The organism is Bartonella sp. 220B (genome assembly GCF_026930205.1).
Lineage (GTDB): Bacteria > Pseudomonadota > Alphaproteobacteria > Rhizobiales > Rhizobiaceae > Bartonella.
On the sequence record NZ_JANHOI010000006.1, the window covers coordinates 84,346 to 100,752 of the forward strand.

Genomic DNA, 16,407 nt, shown 5'->3' on the forward strand with positions numbered 1-16,407 from the left:
CAATCTTAAAGCACACCATCACATGCTCCATACTCAAAACAATGGAGTGTGGCTGATTGTGAAAGATTTGGAGCAAGAAGATTTTTTTATTGAGCGTGGGCCATGCGCGTTGCACAAACAGTCATCGCATCGGTGATTGAGGTCAATGCCAGAAATTTCAATACCAGAAATTCAAGTCAATGTTTTTGCCATTAAGCGTTTTTTCCATTGAAGCGGATGGAAAAGAAAGCAGCCAAAACAATGCAGAAAACCAAGCTTCCCAAAGCAGAGGCGCTGGTGGTTTTTGCACAATAAAAAAACTGAAAGAGAAAAAAACGGCAAAGCTCTATAGAAAGACTCATTCCTCTACAGGAGCAACAGATTTCATCACAGAATGATTGGTGTTTGCCACATCGCTCGTTACCACTGCACGCGCATTCTCTATAACCTTCACTCCACCCGCATCGGTCACCCCCACACTTCCCTCACTTGTTGCTCCTTTTGCAGCAACATTGGAAGATTTTTGCAACCCCATAAGACCCACTTTAGTATATCCAGCCATCCGTATTTGATTAAGCAAATCCACGACAGCGCCATAATTGATTTCGCTATCGGCTTTGATCAAAATTTTTGTCTCTCGATTTTGCTCTGTTGCTTTTAACAAAGCTTCGACAAATGCTGTTTGACCAATAAGATTATCGCCCACATAAAGCGAACGATCTTTTTGCAAAGTCACATAAAGAGGCTCATCAGGTTGAACCGCAGAGGACGCTTTTGTTATAGAAGGAAGTTGAACCGGAATAACAGATGTTGCCAAAGGTGCTGCGACCATAAAAACAATAAGCAACACCAGAACAACATCAATAAAAGGGGTTACATTGATTTCATTGTGCAATCCACTGTCATCGCTTTCCCAATTATCCTGAAAGTCTGCTTTCATTTTTTATGACTTTTCTGTTGACGGTGTCGATCAAGTTCACGGCTCAAGAGCCTTTCAATTGCCGCGGCAATATCGCCCAAATCATTACGATAACCACTCAATGCACGCATAAGGCTGTTATACATCACAACGGCGGGAATAGCCACAAACAACCCGATAGCCGTTGCCAGCAAAGCTTCAGCAATTCCAGGTGCCACCACATCAAGCCGCGTGGTTTGAGATTGGGCGATACCAATAAAAGAATTCATAATTCCCCACACAGTGGCAAAAAGACCAACAAAAGGAGCAATAGCACCAATGGTTGCAAGAACAGCACTTCCACATGCAACACGGCGCATAGCTGTCAACAAGCAGCGCGACAAAAGCGAATTCACCCTTTCCTTTACACCCTCATTCATATCAATATCGCGTCCCCCCTCACCATACTGACCAATCTCCTCAAAGAAGAGGAGTCCTTCATGCGCAACGGCGGGTGTCTCTTGTCTTGCATCGGTTCTCTCATCCTCGACTTCAGAGTCCATAAAACGCACCTGCTGTGTAGAAAGATAGACTTCCTGTAAAACTTGCTTCAGGAAGAACACACCAGCCCCTTTGCTTTCTTTTAAGCTAGCAGCCAAACGCGTGAGAGTCTGCGCATGAAGAGCCAAATGAAGTTCTTGACGCACTCTTCGTTTTGCCAAAGTAATCTCAACGATTTTGACAAAAGCAATTGTCCAAGAAGCAAGAGAAGCCAACAACAAAAGAACGATAACGGATTTCACAACAAAATCAGCCGCCATAAACATAGAAAAAGGGGAAAAATCATGTGCTGCAAATACAGCAGACGTGCTTTCTAAGGGTACTGTCTCAGATTCCATTTCTGTCTCACATCGTTATAGACTTCACTCGTGTCCTACAGCCATGTCATCAAATTCGGCAGCATTACCCTTCCACAATGCCACATGCCTCTATAACATCACTTTGTGTTTAGTCTAAAAAATAAAACTTGATAAATCAAGTATAGTTTTATTTCAAAAAACCTCTCTTTCAAGAGAAATATTTCAAGAAATTTTTCTTCTCACGAATAAGAATAAATTTATCAGGAAAATAAGTGTATTGCCCACAATGACTTAACTCTCCCCTCATTAAAGACAAAAAACAAGAGAGAGGTGAAAAATCATCAAGGGATCTCTCCTTCATAACCGTAAAGCAGTACGCAAGAGAGACCTTTCTGAACTTTTTCCAAGGGGCTTTCACACCCCCTCACATCACAATCCTACACATCACACCCCTACACAGGCAAAACAATCCTTAAAGGCAAATAAAAACTTATGACCTCAAAATATTTTTAAATTGAAAAAAAAAGGGAACTAAAAAACCTGTTTGGCGTTACAAAAGCAGTGAAAATTTTACTCCAATGCAAATGATCACCATGAACACAGATAACTTAAGTCATGATGAGTCAGAGAGGGAAAGAACATCATGGCAAACAATAAAACAACGGAGAATTGTAAAATGACAGCGAAAAAAAATCCACAAGGACAATTTGATAAGTTACGCAATGACGTTTCAGAAGTCACTTCAACACTAGCAGATCTTGGTGCAAGCAAATTAAATCAAGCCAAAAACAAAGCTGAAGAACTGTATAAGACAGCAAAAGAAAGCAGTGGAGATATTCTTTCTCAAGCAAAAGACAAAATCGGTGATCTTGAACAAAACATGAATCAATATGTTCGTAAAAATCCGCATAAAAGCGTTTTGTTTGCAGCGGGTATTGGTTTTATTCTTTCTCAATTATTGCGTCGTTAAGCAATGCATAAGTTTATCGCTCCCCTGTTAAACCATCTTGTTGGCGGAGGGCTCAAAAGCACCGTCAAGCAAGTGCGCCTTCAAGCAATTTGCTGTAGTATTATCGGCATTTCCTTGTTCGTGTCGTTGCTTTTTTTATGTATGATGGGTTTTATTGCGTTATGTTGGATTATGAATCCCTTTGCAGCAGCCACCACAATGTTTTTCATTTGGCTCGTTCTTGCCGGTTTAGGGTTTGTTATTGTCCGCATTCTTAAAACTTCTCAACGCTACGCTCAACAACAGAAGTCGGAAGAACAACGTCATGAACTTATGACAGAAGCAACACTTTCCAGCATTGCGCTTTTAAGTCGGAATCTTCCCTTTGCCAAATTGAGCGTTCCAGTTCTTGGGCTTGCAACCTATTTTCTGTGGAAAAAAGACAAAAAAGGCCGCCTTTCAGATTAAGATATGCAATTGTGCACTCTTAATCCCCCGGTGTTTTCTCTCAATTGAGAGAAAACACCCTTTTTGTTCCCATTCACTTTTCCCTCTTCACAAAGTGAGGATGACCTTCATTCTTAAGGGGGCATTCTCACAGCCAAAGAGTAAACAACCAGACCACATCATTTTATGGGCAATAAAAAACACTTTTATTATTTACGCGTAATAAAATCAGAATATTCGATAAGAGGGCTGCTTTGTGTTTTTTTCTCAACGCCTTGAGAAGGGGGCTAAGAGCAAATCTCAGAGATGATTTCGTAAATGATCAAAGAGCATCTGAAGCTTCCAACAAAGATGACACGCATCAACAGCGAAGCTTCTCGCACACCCTTGAAAGCATATCTGATCAATATCACGAGGGTTAAAAATCCACCCTCTCCATCCACAAGAATCTCAAAAACTTTTTATCCCCTACGCGCCACACCCCTACGCGTCAAACATTGTGTCCTTCAGGCATCATGCAAGGAGCTCTGCTTCAAGAGTTTCTCTTTTAATGAGCGAAGGTGAAAACCGGCATCATCATTATATTTGCTATTTACCCAACCTGAAATGTTACGATAGCCCTTGCATTAAGACGACTTATGAGAGGTATTTTATTCTTTCTTTAGAGTTTTTTACCGACACACCTGCCCCCACTTTTGACGTGCAAGCAAATGATTTTAATTGATTGAATATACGAGAGTTTGAGATAAGAGAATCTTACAATATTTGGGGCTCTAATTCAAGTTGCAAAAAAGAATAATCTTTATAAATCAATATATTGACGTAAAAAATCTCCTGTTTCTTCAAAAATGTTCTCCCCCTTCAAACATCCACCATCTTTTTTATTGTTTTTAGACACCACAAACTGCCCAGCCCGCTTTCAGAAAAACACCCACTATACTCTCTTATCAACAATGTTTTTTGCTAAAAATATTTCTTTACTACTCTACAGATTACAACTCTACAGATTTTATAAAAGGATTCAGGCTTCCTCAGCGACAGCCCCGACCTTTGAAAGGGCATCATGATGTGTAATCACATCCATCAATTCTGTCACAACAGTGTTGAGAGTTTCTCGTTCATCACCTTCAGCCATGATGCGGATAACCGGCTCTGTTCCAGAAGCACGAATAACCAATCGTGCCTCTTTTCCCAAACGTTGTGTTGCTTGATCAATTGCCGTTTTAACCGGATTCTTTTTCAAAAGATTTTTGTTTTTAACCCGGACATTTTTCAAAATTTGCGGTACCGGATCAAACCGCTTACAAAGAAGACTCATAGGGGTTTGACTTTCTTGCATACAAGCTAAGATCTGCAAGGCAGCCACCAGCCCATCCCCTGTTGTACCAAAATCACTAAGCACAATATGCCCAGAAGCTTCACCACCGACATTATATCCCTTTTGGCGCATTGCTTCGACCACATAGCGATCACCCACATTTGTCCGAACAAGCTCCAAGCCTTTACTCTTTAAGAAGCGCTCGAGTCCAAGATTTGACATAATGGTTGTAACCACACCATTACGCTGTAACCGTCCGGTTTTATGCCAATGTTCAGCAATCACAGCAATCAATTGATCTCCATCAATGGTTTGTGCTTTTTCATCAACAAGGAGCACACGATCACCATCCCCATCGAGAGCAATCCCCACATCGGCACGCACTTCATGAACTTTTTGTTTTAAAGAAGCCAAATCGGTTGAACCACATTTTTGATTAATATTGGTTCCATTTGGGGTATCATGAATAGCAAAGACCTCTGCTCCCAATTCCCACAAAGCTCGTGGAGCAGCTTTATAAGCAGCCCCATTGGCGCAATCGACCACGATACGCACAGCATCCAGTCGAACATCGCGTGGCAAAGTTCGTTTTGCATATTCGATATAACGATAAATATCGCCCTCGACGCGTTTTGCATAGCCAATTTCGGCAGAACTTGCTAAGGATTTTGAGAGATCGGTATCGATCAATTGTTCAATTTTTGCTTCCATATCATCAGAAAGCTTAAAACCATCAGGACCAAAAAGTTTAATTCCATTATCATAGAAGGGATTATGAGAAGCAGAAATCATCACGCCAAGATCAGCGCGCAACGAGCGACAAAGCATAGCAACAGCAGGTGTTGGCACAGGCCCCAACAAGAAAGCCTCCATCCCAGCAGCGGTAAATCCTGAAACCAAAGCATTTTCCAACATATAACCAGATAATCGGGTATCCTTTCCAATCACCACACGACGGGATTGGCGTTGTGAACGAAACAACACGCCCACAGCCATCCCCACTTTCATGGCAAAATCTGGTGTCATGGGAAAAGAATTGGCCTTCCCTCGAATACCATCAGTACCAAAATATTTTTGTGCCATCCCTTTTTCCTTTACACCCTTGTTTTCTTGCAGTTAGAACAGAGCAGAAACTCTTAATACAGCGAAATTACTCCTGTCGATCACTTACACTTTCAGAAAATCAAAACACACGACCATATCCACTGCCCAGAAAAAACCAAAAAAATCTTTGATTCTACCAACAACCACGCAATTATGCTCTTACATCCCATAGATTAAGCAATAATATTCTCTTACAGGCTTTATCTAAACGAACCCTTTAAACAAAATAAAAAAGTGCTTTTTCGCAACATCATCCTAAAAACAATCCCTCTCCCAAACACCCCTGCTTGCACACGCCCCAAGCCCACCAGCCATCAACGCCTCCATTCTCATATTCTCCCCCAATATTGTTGTGAAGGCGCAAGCAATGCTTGCGCCTTTTCAAAGAATTTTTCTTCAGATTTTTCCCCAAAACATGACTGCTCAAGCGTCGTTAGAAGGCTCTCCTTTACCATGTCCCATAGCATTTGATTTTTTATCAGGGCCTGCTTTACCTTTAGAGCGATTAACTGCTTTTGTGGTATTTTTTGCGCTTTGTGTTTTCTTCTCAACGCCCTGAGATTGTGCTTTTTTCAACGCAACACCTTGAGATTGCGCTTCACTGGATTTTGTTGTTGTCTTCCCAACTTTTTCCTCTGCTTTTCTCATCTCTTCCTTATCGACATTCATTTTACGAACATCACCAGCGCCTGTTTTATCCGCTGTTGTCCGATGCGCTTCCGCCTTCATTGCACCAGTTTTAGGAACAGAAGATGTGCGAGGAGCAGCGGTCTCATCTTTCTGGGTTCGTGAAGGAGGCTTTCCTGCAATAACTTCATTAATTTCAGCGCCCGTTAAAGTCTCATATTCCAACAAGCCTTGGGCAAGGGCAAACCATTGTTTCTTTTTTTCTTTCAGAATTCTTGTCGCACTTTTATAAGCATCATCAATAAGCTTACGCACTTCCATATCGATCATTCGGGCTGTTTCTTCAGAGACATTTTGTGTCCGTGCAACAGAATGTCCTAAAAAGACTTCATCCTGATTATCACCATAGGCAACATTTCCAAGCAGATCAGAAAAGCCCCACCGTGTAATCATTGCACGTGCTAATTTTGTTGCTTGTTCAATATCAGAAGAAGCACCAGAAGTGATATTGTCCTTTCCGAATTTCAGTTCCTCAGCCACACGCCCGCCCATCATAATAGCCAAACGAGAAATCATCCACCGATAACTCATGGAATAGCGATCTCCTTCAGGCAATTGCATCACCATTCCAAGCGCCCGTCCCCTTGGCACGATTGTAGCCTTATGGACAGGATCAGCAACAGGCACATTGAGTGCTACGATAGCATGTCCTGCTTCGTGATAAGCGGTCAGTTCTTTTTCTTCTTGTGTCATAGCGGTTGAACGACGTTCAGCCCCCATCATCACCTTATCTTTAGCATCTTCAAACTCTTGCATTGTCACGACTCTTTTATTGCGGCTAGCGGCCATAAGAGCAGCTTCATTAACAAGATTCATCAAATCAGCCCCAGAAAATCCTGGTGTCCCCCTTGCAAGAACTTTCAGATCAACATTAGGCGCTAAGGGCACATTGCGCACATGCACTTTTAAGATTTGTTCACGCCCAGACACATCGGGATTTGGCACGACAACTTGCCGATCAAACCGCCCAGGTCTTAACAAAGCAGGATCGAGCACATCAGGACGATTTGTTGCAGCAATAAGAATGATACTTTCATTAGGTTCAAAACCATCCATTTCAACGAGCAACTGGTTTAAAGTTTGCTCACGTTCATCATTTCCCCCGCCAAGTCCAGCACCACGATGGCGTCCAACAGCGTCGATTTCATCGATAAAGATAATGCAAGGCGCATTCTTTTTCGCCTGTTCAAACATATCGCGCACACGGCTAGCACCCACACCAACAAACATTTCGACAAAATCTGATCCTGAAATGGTAAAGAACGGTACATTTGCTTCCCCCGCTACCGAGCGTGCAAGCAAAGTTTTACCCGTTCCAGGAGGACCTACAAGCAAAACACCTCTTGGGATACGCCCACCTAGGCGTTGAAATTTTTGTGGTTCACGTAAAAATTCGACAATTTCCTGTAAATCTTGCTTTGCTTCTTCAACGCCAGCAACATCTTGAAAGGTCACACGTCCTTGTGCTTCATTAAGCAATTTCGCTTTTGATTTGCCAAATCCCATAGCGCCACGTGATCCATTTTGCATTTGTCGCATAAAAAAGACCCACGCCCCAACGATAATAAAGACAGGCAGCAAGGAAAAGAGAAGATTGAGGAAAATACTATTGCCAGAGCTTTCGGGAACAGCTTTGACATTGACATTTTTGTTTTCCAATTTTTCTATCAAACCTGGATCTCGAGGAGCGTAGGTTGAAACAACTCTATGTTCAACGGTTTGCCCTGTTAACTTTTGCCCTTGAATGGTTACAGATTTCATCTCATTATTCTCAACTTTTCGCAAAAATTCAGAATAGGAGACTTCTCCTCCTCCAGACCGTTGGCTATCTCCATTAAAGAGAGAAAACGACACAATCAAAATTAAGGCAATAACTCCCCAAATGAGGAGAGAGCGGTAATTGGAATTCATATTTGGCCCACACTTTTAATCAAATCTAGATTTTAAATAGTTTCCCTTAACATATAACCTTGTCTGTCCCTTGCCAAGGGATGAGAGAATGTTTATTGTCTTTTAGGGCGATTTTTCTTTATCTTTTCACCTCAATCTTAAAAAAAGGTTCCACAACACGCACAAGAGTGACATCTTCGCACGACAACAGCCAATCAAAAGGAGCCATAATCCGCCTTACAGTCACATTTTGATGAGAAACAGGTTGAAAAGGCAACTCTGGAATATCGCATCCTTTATCATTCGAGAGCATCAGCAACGATTGCAAAGAGGGAAAATGAGGATTTTCAAGATCGAAATTGCTGTTTTGTAGTAAAGCTTTCAGCTGTTCCAAACCCGCTGCTCCAACTTTTATGGCATCAGTTCCATTGTTTATAATCTGATAGCGTCCATCCCATAAAAAAGTTTTACCTTGTGCAACAACCGCCTCTTTCATGTTACGAGATTCGCGCCAAAGAGCAATTCCGCTTTTATTACATTCAATAACAGATCTAGCCAGCGTAAAGCGCTGCTTTTGGGAAGAGTTGAGACAAAGCTTTTGAACAAGAGTGATCAATTTTTGAGCAGGAAGCAAATAAGAGCCCCCGCCCATTAACACCGCAAAGAGCCCAACAACAAAAGGAAAACTTGGGTGTTTTTGTAAGAATGGCGCAGGCTTTGCAATAAAACACCGTCCATATTCAACAGCGATATCGAGGGACAAAATCAAATTGGCAACAATTTGTGCTTGTTGACGACGTTTCAGTGTAGCTTCATGAACCCTTTGGGCGATACCGCTAAGCTTTTGGGGATGAAGGGAGTGACGCACCCGCACGCGCTCAAAATTGAGATCTTCATTGGTTGGATCATCAATCCATGTTTTTCCTTGGAGACGCAAATAAGTCCGTAATGTTTTGCGCTTAACACCAAGGAGCGGACGAATCAAACGTATTTTTCGAAGCAACAATGCCTCACGCGGAATACAGGACAAACCACGCGCATAGATTAACCCATCATTTTCAGCAAGAAGACAATTTTTTTGCGCAATATTTTCTCCACTGTCTCTAGCATCTCCCTCATCCCACACAGTTTCAAAGGCTTCACGCTGCAAAACACCCTCAGTGTTTCTGGCATCATCCCCATTACCTTCAAAGATTCCACATTGCAAAACATTGAGACTTTTTGAAAGACGCTGAGAGCGCATCTGATAGGTCTCAACCTGATCATTGAGCGTATGCCCTGTCATAATAAGTGTTGCACCTTGTTTTTGCGCTTCTTTAAACAAGAGATTATAGCGCGCAATACGGGCACTTGAAACGATATGCGTCTTTGGCTTTTTGCCTTCCCAGCGCACAATAATATGCTTAATATGATGGGCACGACAAATTTCCGCTACCATAGAAGCTTCACGGGCTGATTCTTTACGCAATTGATGATCAACGGTAACAGCAATGATTTCCGGAGGAACAGAGAGCGTTTTTAAATGGTCTTGAACCAAAAACAGTAAAGCTAGAGAATCACCTCCTCCTGAAACTGCAAGAATCACCTTTTGACATTGGATAAAATCCGATGGCTTAAAGAGATTTCCTGCTAGCTTAATGCCCACCGTGACCGACTCCGCGCCTTTTAACGGGTTTACAAAAGACGGACTCTAACGTTTCTTTTGCTTGTTTAGCAGCAAGCGTACAAACCTCTTTGTTCTGTTCAAGAGCGACCATACTGATTGCTAATTTCAGCAAAATCTCAGAGGAGTAGAGCTCTTTTTTATCTGTATACCATGCGTTAAGATAAACTTGTGCTGCTTCATGATAGCGTTTTTGTCCTAACAAAGCTTCTGCCAACCAAAACAAAGCATCATCACGCAAAGGATTTTTTTTATAATGCTGTTGAAAAGTGCAAAAAGCTTTTTCAGCATCAACATAATGAGCGGAAAGAAGTAGATTATAGCCTTTTTTATACAATTCTTTAGCAGAAAGAAGCGAAGAATCTTCGCCCTGATGGGGATCGAAGTGCTCTCCTTGTTCATGAATCTTCTCTAAACGGCTTTCCTCTAAACGCTCTCCTGTTTCCTTCGCATCTTGATGTTCTTGCTTCAGATTTTCGTCTGTTTTTTGCCCGTGACCATAGATTTCCTGCAAACGGCTTTCATAGCTCTCCACATGTGTCATCCTGTCCTGGACAACACTGTCTTTGGCAACACCGTTTTGGGCAACACTGTCTTGAACCTCTTTTGTGTTCTGCTCCTGAACCATCCCTTCCTTTGCAATCTGCACTTTTTCATCCAAAGCAGCGCTCTCAACAGCACAAGAATAAACAGAAGAATCTTTTTTATCAAAAAGCTGGTGAAATTGCTTTTGAACATTTTTCAAATCATGCTGCTCCAGCACCGTACGTATTCTTTGCAAGAGTTTATCCAAATCATAATCTTTAAAGAAATCCTTCTGATTTTGTAAAATAAACTCTCGACTTTGCATCATCCCCTGAAAAGAGGGACCTTCATCCGCAGCAGGCGCAGCTTCTTTCACCGCCTCCACAGCCTTCTCCGCAGCAGGTGCAGCCTCTTTCACCGCCTCCACAGCCTTCTCCGCAGCAGGCGCAGCTTCTTTCACCGCCTCCACAGCCTTCTCCGCGGCCGGTGCAACTTCTTTCACCGCCTCCACAGCCTTCTCCGCAGCAGGTGCAGCCTCTTTCACCGCATCAGAAGCCTTGTCCGCAGCAGGTGCTGCTTCTTTCACCGCCTCCACAGCCTTCTCCGCAGCAGGTGCAGCCTCTTTCACCGCATCAGAAGCCTTGTCCGCAGCAGGTGCTGCTTCTTTCACCGCCTCCACAGCCTTCTCCGCGGCAGGTGCAGCTTCTTTCACCGCCTCCACAGCCTTCTCCGCAGCAGGTGCAGCCTCTTTCACTGCCTCCACAGCCTTGTCCGCAGCAGGTGCTGCTTCATTCGTTACAGCAGAAGCCTTGTCAGATGGAGAGTATTGAGAAGCCTTCCGCGCTGCACTTTGAGCAGAAGAAGTAAAACAGGCTATGAGAACTGCCATACAAAAAAGAGTTTTCCAATTTTTCTTACAACACAGTCTCATATTTGTCTCCCTTTAAGAGTTAATCCAATCGTTTAGAGAAACTCATCTCTTCTTAATTACTGTTCATGTTATTAAGAGTTGTAACAGCACGTCGATTTTGGTTCCAACAAGAAATATCATCACACACTGCAACAGGTCTTTCTTTTCCATAAGAAATCGTTTGAATCCGTTGCGCAGACACACCAAGAGAAACCAAATAATTACGCACAGCAACAGCACGCCGCTGTCCAAGTGCTAAATTATATTCACGAGTTCCCCGCTCATCGGCATGACCTTCAATCATAATAGAATGATAAGGATAACGAAGCAACCATTCTGCTTGGCGTATTAAAACACGTTCAGCATCAGGTTCAATTGCAGAAGAATCAAGACTAAAGAAAACGCGATCTCCAACCCTAACAGCAAATTCCTGTTCCGAACCTGGAGAGGATTGATTAAAACCATCCTTCCAATAAGCACCGTTCATACCGTTTGGTCCCCCCACATGACTTTTGCCACAACCAACCAAAGACAATGAGAAAACCAAGACAACAGCTAAGGGATGAAAGAGTATGTTTTTAATAGAGCGCATAGAGTGATTCTCCTTAATGAATAAATATTGAAAGAATAGCTTCTTTCAAGAGCGCTTTAAGAATAAGCGTTAATTCCTAATGAAACAGAAATTTTCTTTCCTTCTTTCCCATTCATCATTTTTAAATTTCGCTGTTTTTCTTCATCGACAGCCTTTCAGAATCAACGATAATCAGCGCTTACGCTATCTTTCTATTACCCTGTTATATGTCATCCTGTTGGCTTTTTTGCAAAGCATTCAATTTCGCAAAAACCTTATCGGCATCAAAATTCTTGTGAAGATCATGTTCTCTTTCACCTTCTTCCTGATTTTGCTCAAAATCTTGATTGAACGCAGCATTTTCTGTCACCGATGCTGGAAGCAAAGACAGATCTCCCTCTACAGAAGCAGGGCGATTTTTTGCAGCCCGCTGGAGTTCAAAATCCAAATCAATTTGTGAACAAAGCCCCAACCCCACAGGATCGAGAGAAACCAAATTGGCGCTATTCCAATGGGTTCTATGACGAATTTGTTCGATAGTTGCTTTTGTTGTCCCAATTAACCGTGCAATCTGCGCATCTTTCAATTCGGGATGATTTGTTACCAACCACAAGATACCATTTGGACGATCTTGACGTCGGGAAAGAGGAATATAACGCGCACCCTTTCGTTTTTTTTCCGGAATGCGGACTCTGGACTCGGAAATTTTTAAGCGTGCATTTTTATCCGCTTCCACGCGTGCAATTTCACTGCGTGTTAATTGTCCAGAATTAATGGGATTGAGACCTTTAATACCATGGGCTGCTTCACCATCGGCAATAGCTTTCACTTCCAACACGTGCAATTTACAAAATTCTGCAATCTGATCAAAAGAAAGAGCAGTGTTATCAACCAGCCAAACAGCTGTCGCTTTGGGCATCAAAAGTTGCGTTGCCATCTCTATAATATCCTCTCACTTTGCCTCTTTATAGCATTCTTGAGGCAGGTTATTGCTCTCTGTAGAGCATTAGAACTTTTTCTTACACGTTAGGCTTTTTTCACTCACTCTTCAATTTAAAGCGAGACATGGATTAAACCATTTTGGGATTAAACCATTTTTGCCATGAAATTATATTCTTTATAGCCTGATTTTTCATGAACGACAAGACATCTGTCCTGTAATGATCCTCAGGGTGTCTTTACCTTTAAAGTGAATTTTCTTATAAAGAGTATATTCGATCACTTATACCCTCTGTTGCGGCACACTTATTCTGAGAAAAGAGATCTTTGATCACTTTAGATTTTCAGAAGAAACCCAACGGGAAGACAAGCCTTTAAACTGGAAAGAAAACTATGGCAGGCCATTCACAATTTAAAAACATTATGCACCGTAAGGGACGTCAAGATGCGATGCGCTCGAAAATTTTTTCTAAGCTTGCACGCGAAATTACAGTTGCAGCCAAACAAGGGGCACCTGATCCAGCTATGAACCCACGCTTAAGGCTTGCCGTTCAGAATGCCAAGGCCCAGTCGATGCCGAAAGACAATATTGAGCGCGCCATTAAAAAAGCCTCAGGCAATGATGTCGAACATTATGATGAAGTGCGCTACGAAGGATATGGTCCAGGGGGTGTTGCCGTCATTGTCGAAGCTTTAACGGATAACCGCAACCGCACCGCTTCAAACGTGCGGGCTGCCTTCACGAAATCAGGTGGAGCTTTGGGAGAAACAGGTTCTGTAAGCTTCATGTTTCAGCGAATTGGTGAAATCATCTATAAGCCCGAAACAGGAACAGCAGACAGCATCATGGATGCCGCAATAGAAGCTGGTGCAGAAGATGTGCAATCAGAAGAAACAGGACACCATATTACTTGTGCCTTTGAAGATATTGGCGAAGTTTCTAAAATGCTTGAAGCAAAACTTGGTGAAGCAGAATCGATCAAAACCATTTGGAAAGCCTCCACCCTTGCACCAATAGATGAAGAAAAAGCTTTATCTGTTTTACGGCTTATTTCGACATTAGAAGAAGATGATGATGTACAAAATGTTTATGCCAATTTTGATGTCAGTGAAGAGATTTTAGCAAAACTCTCTGATTAACCCCTCTACAATGATCCTCCATGCAATCATCCCGCATGCAATAATGATTGCGCTCGCGCTCTTGTGCAGAAAACATTCTGCACTGCTTATAAACTTGTGCAGAAAACATTCTGCACTCCTTATAAACTTGTTATTGCCTTTCATTATTACTGCAACGTAAACAAAGCCCCGCTTTAAGAGTGGGGGACTCTCATACAGATTCAAAAAAATTTTTAACAAAAAATACAAAAACTTCTATCAATTTTTTCCAGAACCTCTTTTCTGAAAGCATTCTTCGCAAGACACTCCAACATCACCAAACCACAACACATGGAGTACAAAGCTTAGAACCATTCAGATAAACCATTTATAAATGCAACAAATCACCCTTCTTCAGCTTTAGAGATAATTATTATTACATAGACTTTGCATTATTTGTTTTTTCCTCAATAGCTCTTTTTATTGCATATTAAGCAATGGTGACCATGCTGGATCAGAAGCATCATTGGGCGTATCGACTTGGCGTTCATTGTGTCCAGTAATGTCAATGGTATAAAGTTTTGGTCCCATGCCCGGATTTTTACGAAAGAACATCAACACACGCCCATTAGGAGCCCAAGTTGGTCCCTCATTGTGAAAACCTGTCGTTAAAATTCGTTCTCCTTGTCCATCAGGGCGCATAACACCAATGGAAAATTGTCCCTGCAATTGTTTTGTAAAAGCGATATAATCGCCCCGTGGTGACCAAATGGGTGTAGAATAGCTCCCTTCATTTGAGGAAATACACTGAACATCGCTCCCATCCGCATTCATTGTATAGATTTGCGGCTTTCCGCTTCGGTCAGATGAAAAGACGATTTTTGTTCCATCGGGCGAGTAAGAAGCGGATGTATCAATGGCCGAAGTTGTTGTAAGCCGGGTTATTGTGCGGGTACGTAGATCCATAGTATAAAGATTTGCACTCCCATCATTTTGCAACAAACTCATAATCACTTTTTGTCCATCAGAAGAAAAACGTGGAGCAATTGTCATATTGTCAAAGGTTCCTATCAACTCTCTTTGCCCTCTTTCAATTTGTTGAAGATAAACGTGAGGCACTTGATTATGTGGATAAGCCATATAGGTAATTTCTTGTCGTTTTGGTGAAAAGCGCGGTGTGAGGACCAACTCACTCCCATCAGAAATATAGACAAAATTTGCTCCATCTTGATCCATGATCGCTAAGCGTTTAATACGTGCATTTTGGGGACCCGTTTCATCTATAAAAACAATTCGCGTATCAAAATAACCACTTTCCCCTGTCATCTCACTATAGATCTCATCGGCGATCATATGTGCAACACGCCGCCAATGTTCTATAGCAGTATAAAAACGCCGTCCTCTGAGTTGTCGTTGTCCAAAGACATCCCATAAACGAAACTCGACTCTTAACCGGCCATCAACTTCCCTTATCACTTGTCCGGTGACCAACCCTTGTGCTTTTATTTTTTTCCAATATGTAAAACGCGGTTGCCTGTTGACATTGATACTTTTTTCAAAAAAAGACGTTTTATCAAGCGATAAAAAAAGTCCTGACCGTTCAAGATCATCTTTAACAACAGCTGCTATTTTCACCCCTATCGAATCATTAGAAATAAAATCCGTGATAGCAATAGGAATAGGATTAAAATCAGCACTAGAAATAGTGCCTTTGAGTTGTGCAAGAACCGGTGAAAAACTCGCAAACCACAAACAACACGTGACGATAAGCCAAGAAAAAAAATTATGTCTCGTTATAGTCATCATGGAATGTATCCTTTCGTTAAGAACAAAACATATCTGTATTTTATCGCGTTATTTCTTGAAGGGGATCAACATTAAAATCGAAACCTTGCCCCCACAAATCATATTGATCACGTGGAAGATCAGCATAAGGTTGACATGAAAAAACAGCTGCATACACCTGCCTTATCATAATGGCTTGCTGGCTCTCAGCACCGCTTAAAGGATCAATAATGGGGTCTCCCATAACCATTCCTTGACGGTTTAGATAAAACCGCAAACGCACAACCGGACGGTTTTTTAAATCACCACCAAGTGCTACAAGTTTAAGCTTATTTTGAATGCATCCCCCCGCAATATTGACCAATGTTTGTGCCATTTTTGTGGTGTCATCAATATTTTTTCTTGCTCCCAAAGCTTCTGGTGATCTCGAGCGTTTTGCTCCCCCTCCTTGCGTACGTACACGATTTAGCAGATTATTTTCCTCATTTGCCAAAATATCTTCAATTGTTTGGTCTTTTATTTGCTGGTTTTGTTTTTTTACTACTTGCGCACTTTGAGATGTAGATTGTTTGGGTGATTTTGGTTTGGATTGTGGAAGAGGAAATTTATCTGGCAGCGTTATGGGGGGAATTTGTTGGTGTGCTGGTGCTGATTTTACAGATATTTTGGGTATCGTTGGAGCCGGTTCTTGCAGTAATGTTTTCTCCTCATTTTGGAGTGTTTCCAAAGGCACCTCGGGCTTCAACCCTGGAGTATCCTCCTGGGGGATCTCTAAAGGCACCTC

Annotated in this window: 12 protein-coding genes and 1 pseudogene; 3 read left to right on the forward strand and 10 right to left on the reverse strand. The window is 42.0% G+C overall.

Annotated elements, in window-relative coordinates:
* Window positions 1-337 precede the first annotated feature (337 nt).
* Both NPX99_RS05570 and NPX99_RS05575 read right to left on the reverse strand, forming a co-directional pair.
* Window positions 338-919, reverse strand: coding sequence for a biopolymer transporter ExbD (locus NPX99_RS05570; protein WP_269030896.1), 582 nt, complete (start codon window positions 917-919; stop codon window positions 338-340).
* Window positions 916-1,776, reverse strand: a complete 861-nt coding sequence (locus NPX99_RS05575; protein WP_269030897.1) for a MotA/TolQ/ExbB proton channel family protein — start codon at window positions 1,774-1,776, stop codon at window positions 916-918. The genes NPX99_RS05570 and NPX99_RS05575 overlap by 4 nt, the downstream gene beginning before the upstream one ends.
* A 604-nt stretch (window positions 1,777-2,380) precedes the next feature.
* On the opposite strand from NPX99_RS05575, the gene NPX99_RS05580 reads away from it, so the two are divergent.
* Both NPX99_RS05580 and NPX99_RS05585 read left to right on the forward strand, forming a co-directional pair.
* Window positions 2,381-2,707: a DUF883 family protein gene (locus NPX99_RS05580; protein ID WP_269030898.1), complete on the forward strand. Its 327-nt coding sequence runs from the start codon at window positions 2,381-2,383 to the stop codon at window positions 2,705-2,707.
* A 3-nt stretch (window positions 2,708-2,710) separates the two neighbouring features.
* The gene (locus NPX99_RS05585) at window positions 2,711-3,154 is read left to right on the forward strand and encodes a hypothetical protein (RefSeq protein WP_269030899.1); all 444 of its coding nucleotides are present in this window, start codon (window positions 2,711-2,713) and stop codon (window positions 3,152-3,154) included.
* A 1,000-nt stretch (window positions 3,155-4,154) separates the two neighbouring features.
* Here the strand turns inward: NPX99_RS05585 and glmM are convergent.
* The 6 genes from glmM to NPX99_RS05615 form a co-directional block, all read right to left on the reverse strand.
* Complete coding sequence (gene glmM / locus NPX99_RS05590) at window positions 4,155-5,534, reverse strand: phosphoglucosamine mutase (RefSeq protein ID WP_269030900.1); 1,380 nt, start codon at window positions 5,532-5,534, stop codon at window positions 4,155-4,157.
* A gap of 444 nt (window positions 5,535-5,978) precedes the next feature.
* A complete protein-coding gene (ftsH, locus tag NPX99_RS05595; RefSeq protein ID WP_269030901.1) occupies window positions 5,979-8,153 on the reverse strand; it encodes an ATP-dependent zinc metalloprotease FtsH in 2,175 nt (724 codons plus the stop codon).
* 118 nt (window positions 8,154-8,271) lie between these two features.
* Entirely contained in the window at window positions 8,272-9,777 is a 1,506-nt protein-coding gene (tilS, locus tag NPX99_RS05600; protein WP_269030902.1) for a tRNA lysidine(34) synthetase TilS, read from the reverse strand.
* Window positions 9,767-11,251 (reverse strand): hypothetical protein, encoded by a 1,485-nt coding sequence (locus tag NPX99_RS05605; protein ID WP_269030903.1) that lies wholly within the window; start codon window positions 11,249-11,251, stop codon window positions 9,767-9,769. The genes tilS and NPX99_RS05605 overlap by 11 nt, the downstream gene beginning before the upstream one ends.
* 52 nt (window positions 11,252-11,303) lie before the next feature.
* The gene (pal, locus tag NPX99_RS05610; protein WP_269030904.1) at window positions 11,304-11,822 is read right to left on the reverse strand and encodes a peptidoglycan-associated lipoprotein Pal; all 519 of its coding nucleotides are present in this window, start codon (window positions 11,820-11,822) and stop codon (window positions 11,304-11,306) included.
* 202 nt (window positions 11,823-12,024) lie between these two features.
* The gene (locus NPX99_RS05615) at window positions 12,025-12,738 is read right to left on the reverse strand and encodes a DUF1013 domain-containing protein (RefSeq protein ID WP_269030905.1); all 714 of its coding nucleotides are present in this window, start codon (window positions 12,736-12,738) and stop codon (window positions 12,025-12,027) included.
* A gap of 395 nt (window positions 12,739-13,133) precedes the next feature.
* On the opposite strand from NPX99_RS05615, the gene NPX99_RS05620 reads away from it, so the two are divergent.
* A complete protein-coding gene (locus tag NPX99_RS05620) occupies window positions 13,134-13,880 on the forward strand; it encodes a YebC/PmpR family DNA-binding transcriptional regulator (RefSeq protein WP_269030906.1) in 747 nt (248 codons plus the stop codon).
* A gap of 438 nt (window positions 13,881-14,318) precedes the next feature.
* Here NPX99_RS05620 and tolB read toward each other — a convergent pair whose 3' ends face one another.
* The gene (gene tolB / locus NPX99_RS05625) at window positions 14,319-15,641 is read right to left on the reverse strand and encodes a Tol-Pal system beta propeller repeat protein TolB (protein WP_269030911.1); all 1,323 of its coding nucleotides are present in this window, start codon (window positions 15,639-15,641) and stop codon (window positions 14,319-14,321) included.
* Window positions 15,642-15,684: 43 nt separating this feature from the next.
* Window positions 15,685-16,407: pseudogene (locus tag NPX99_RS05630) on the reverse strand (cell envelope biogenesis protein TolA); the annotation flags it as partial.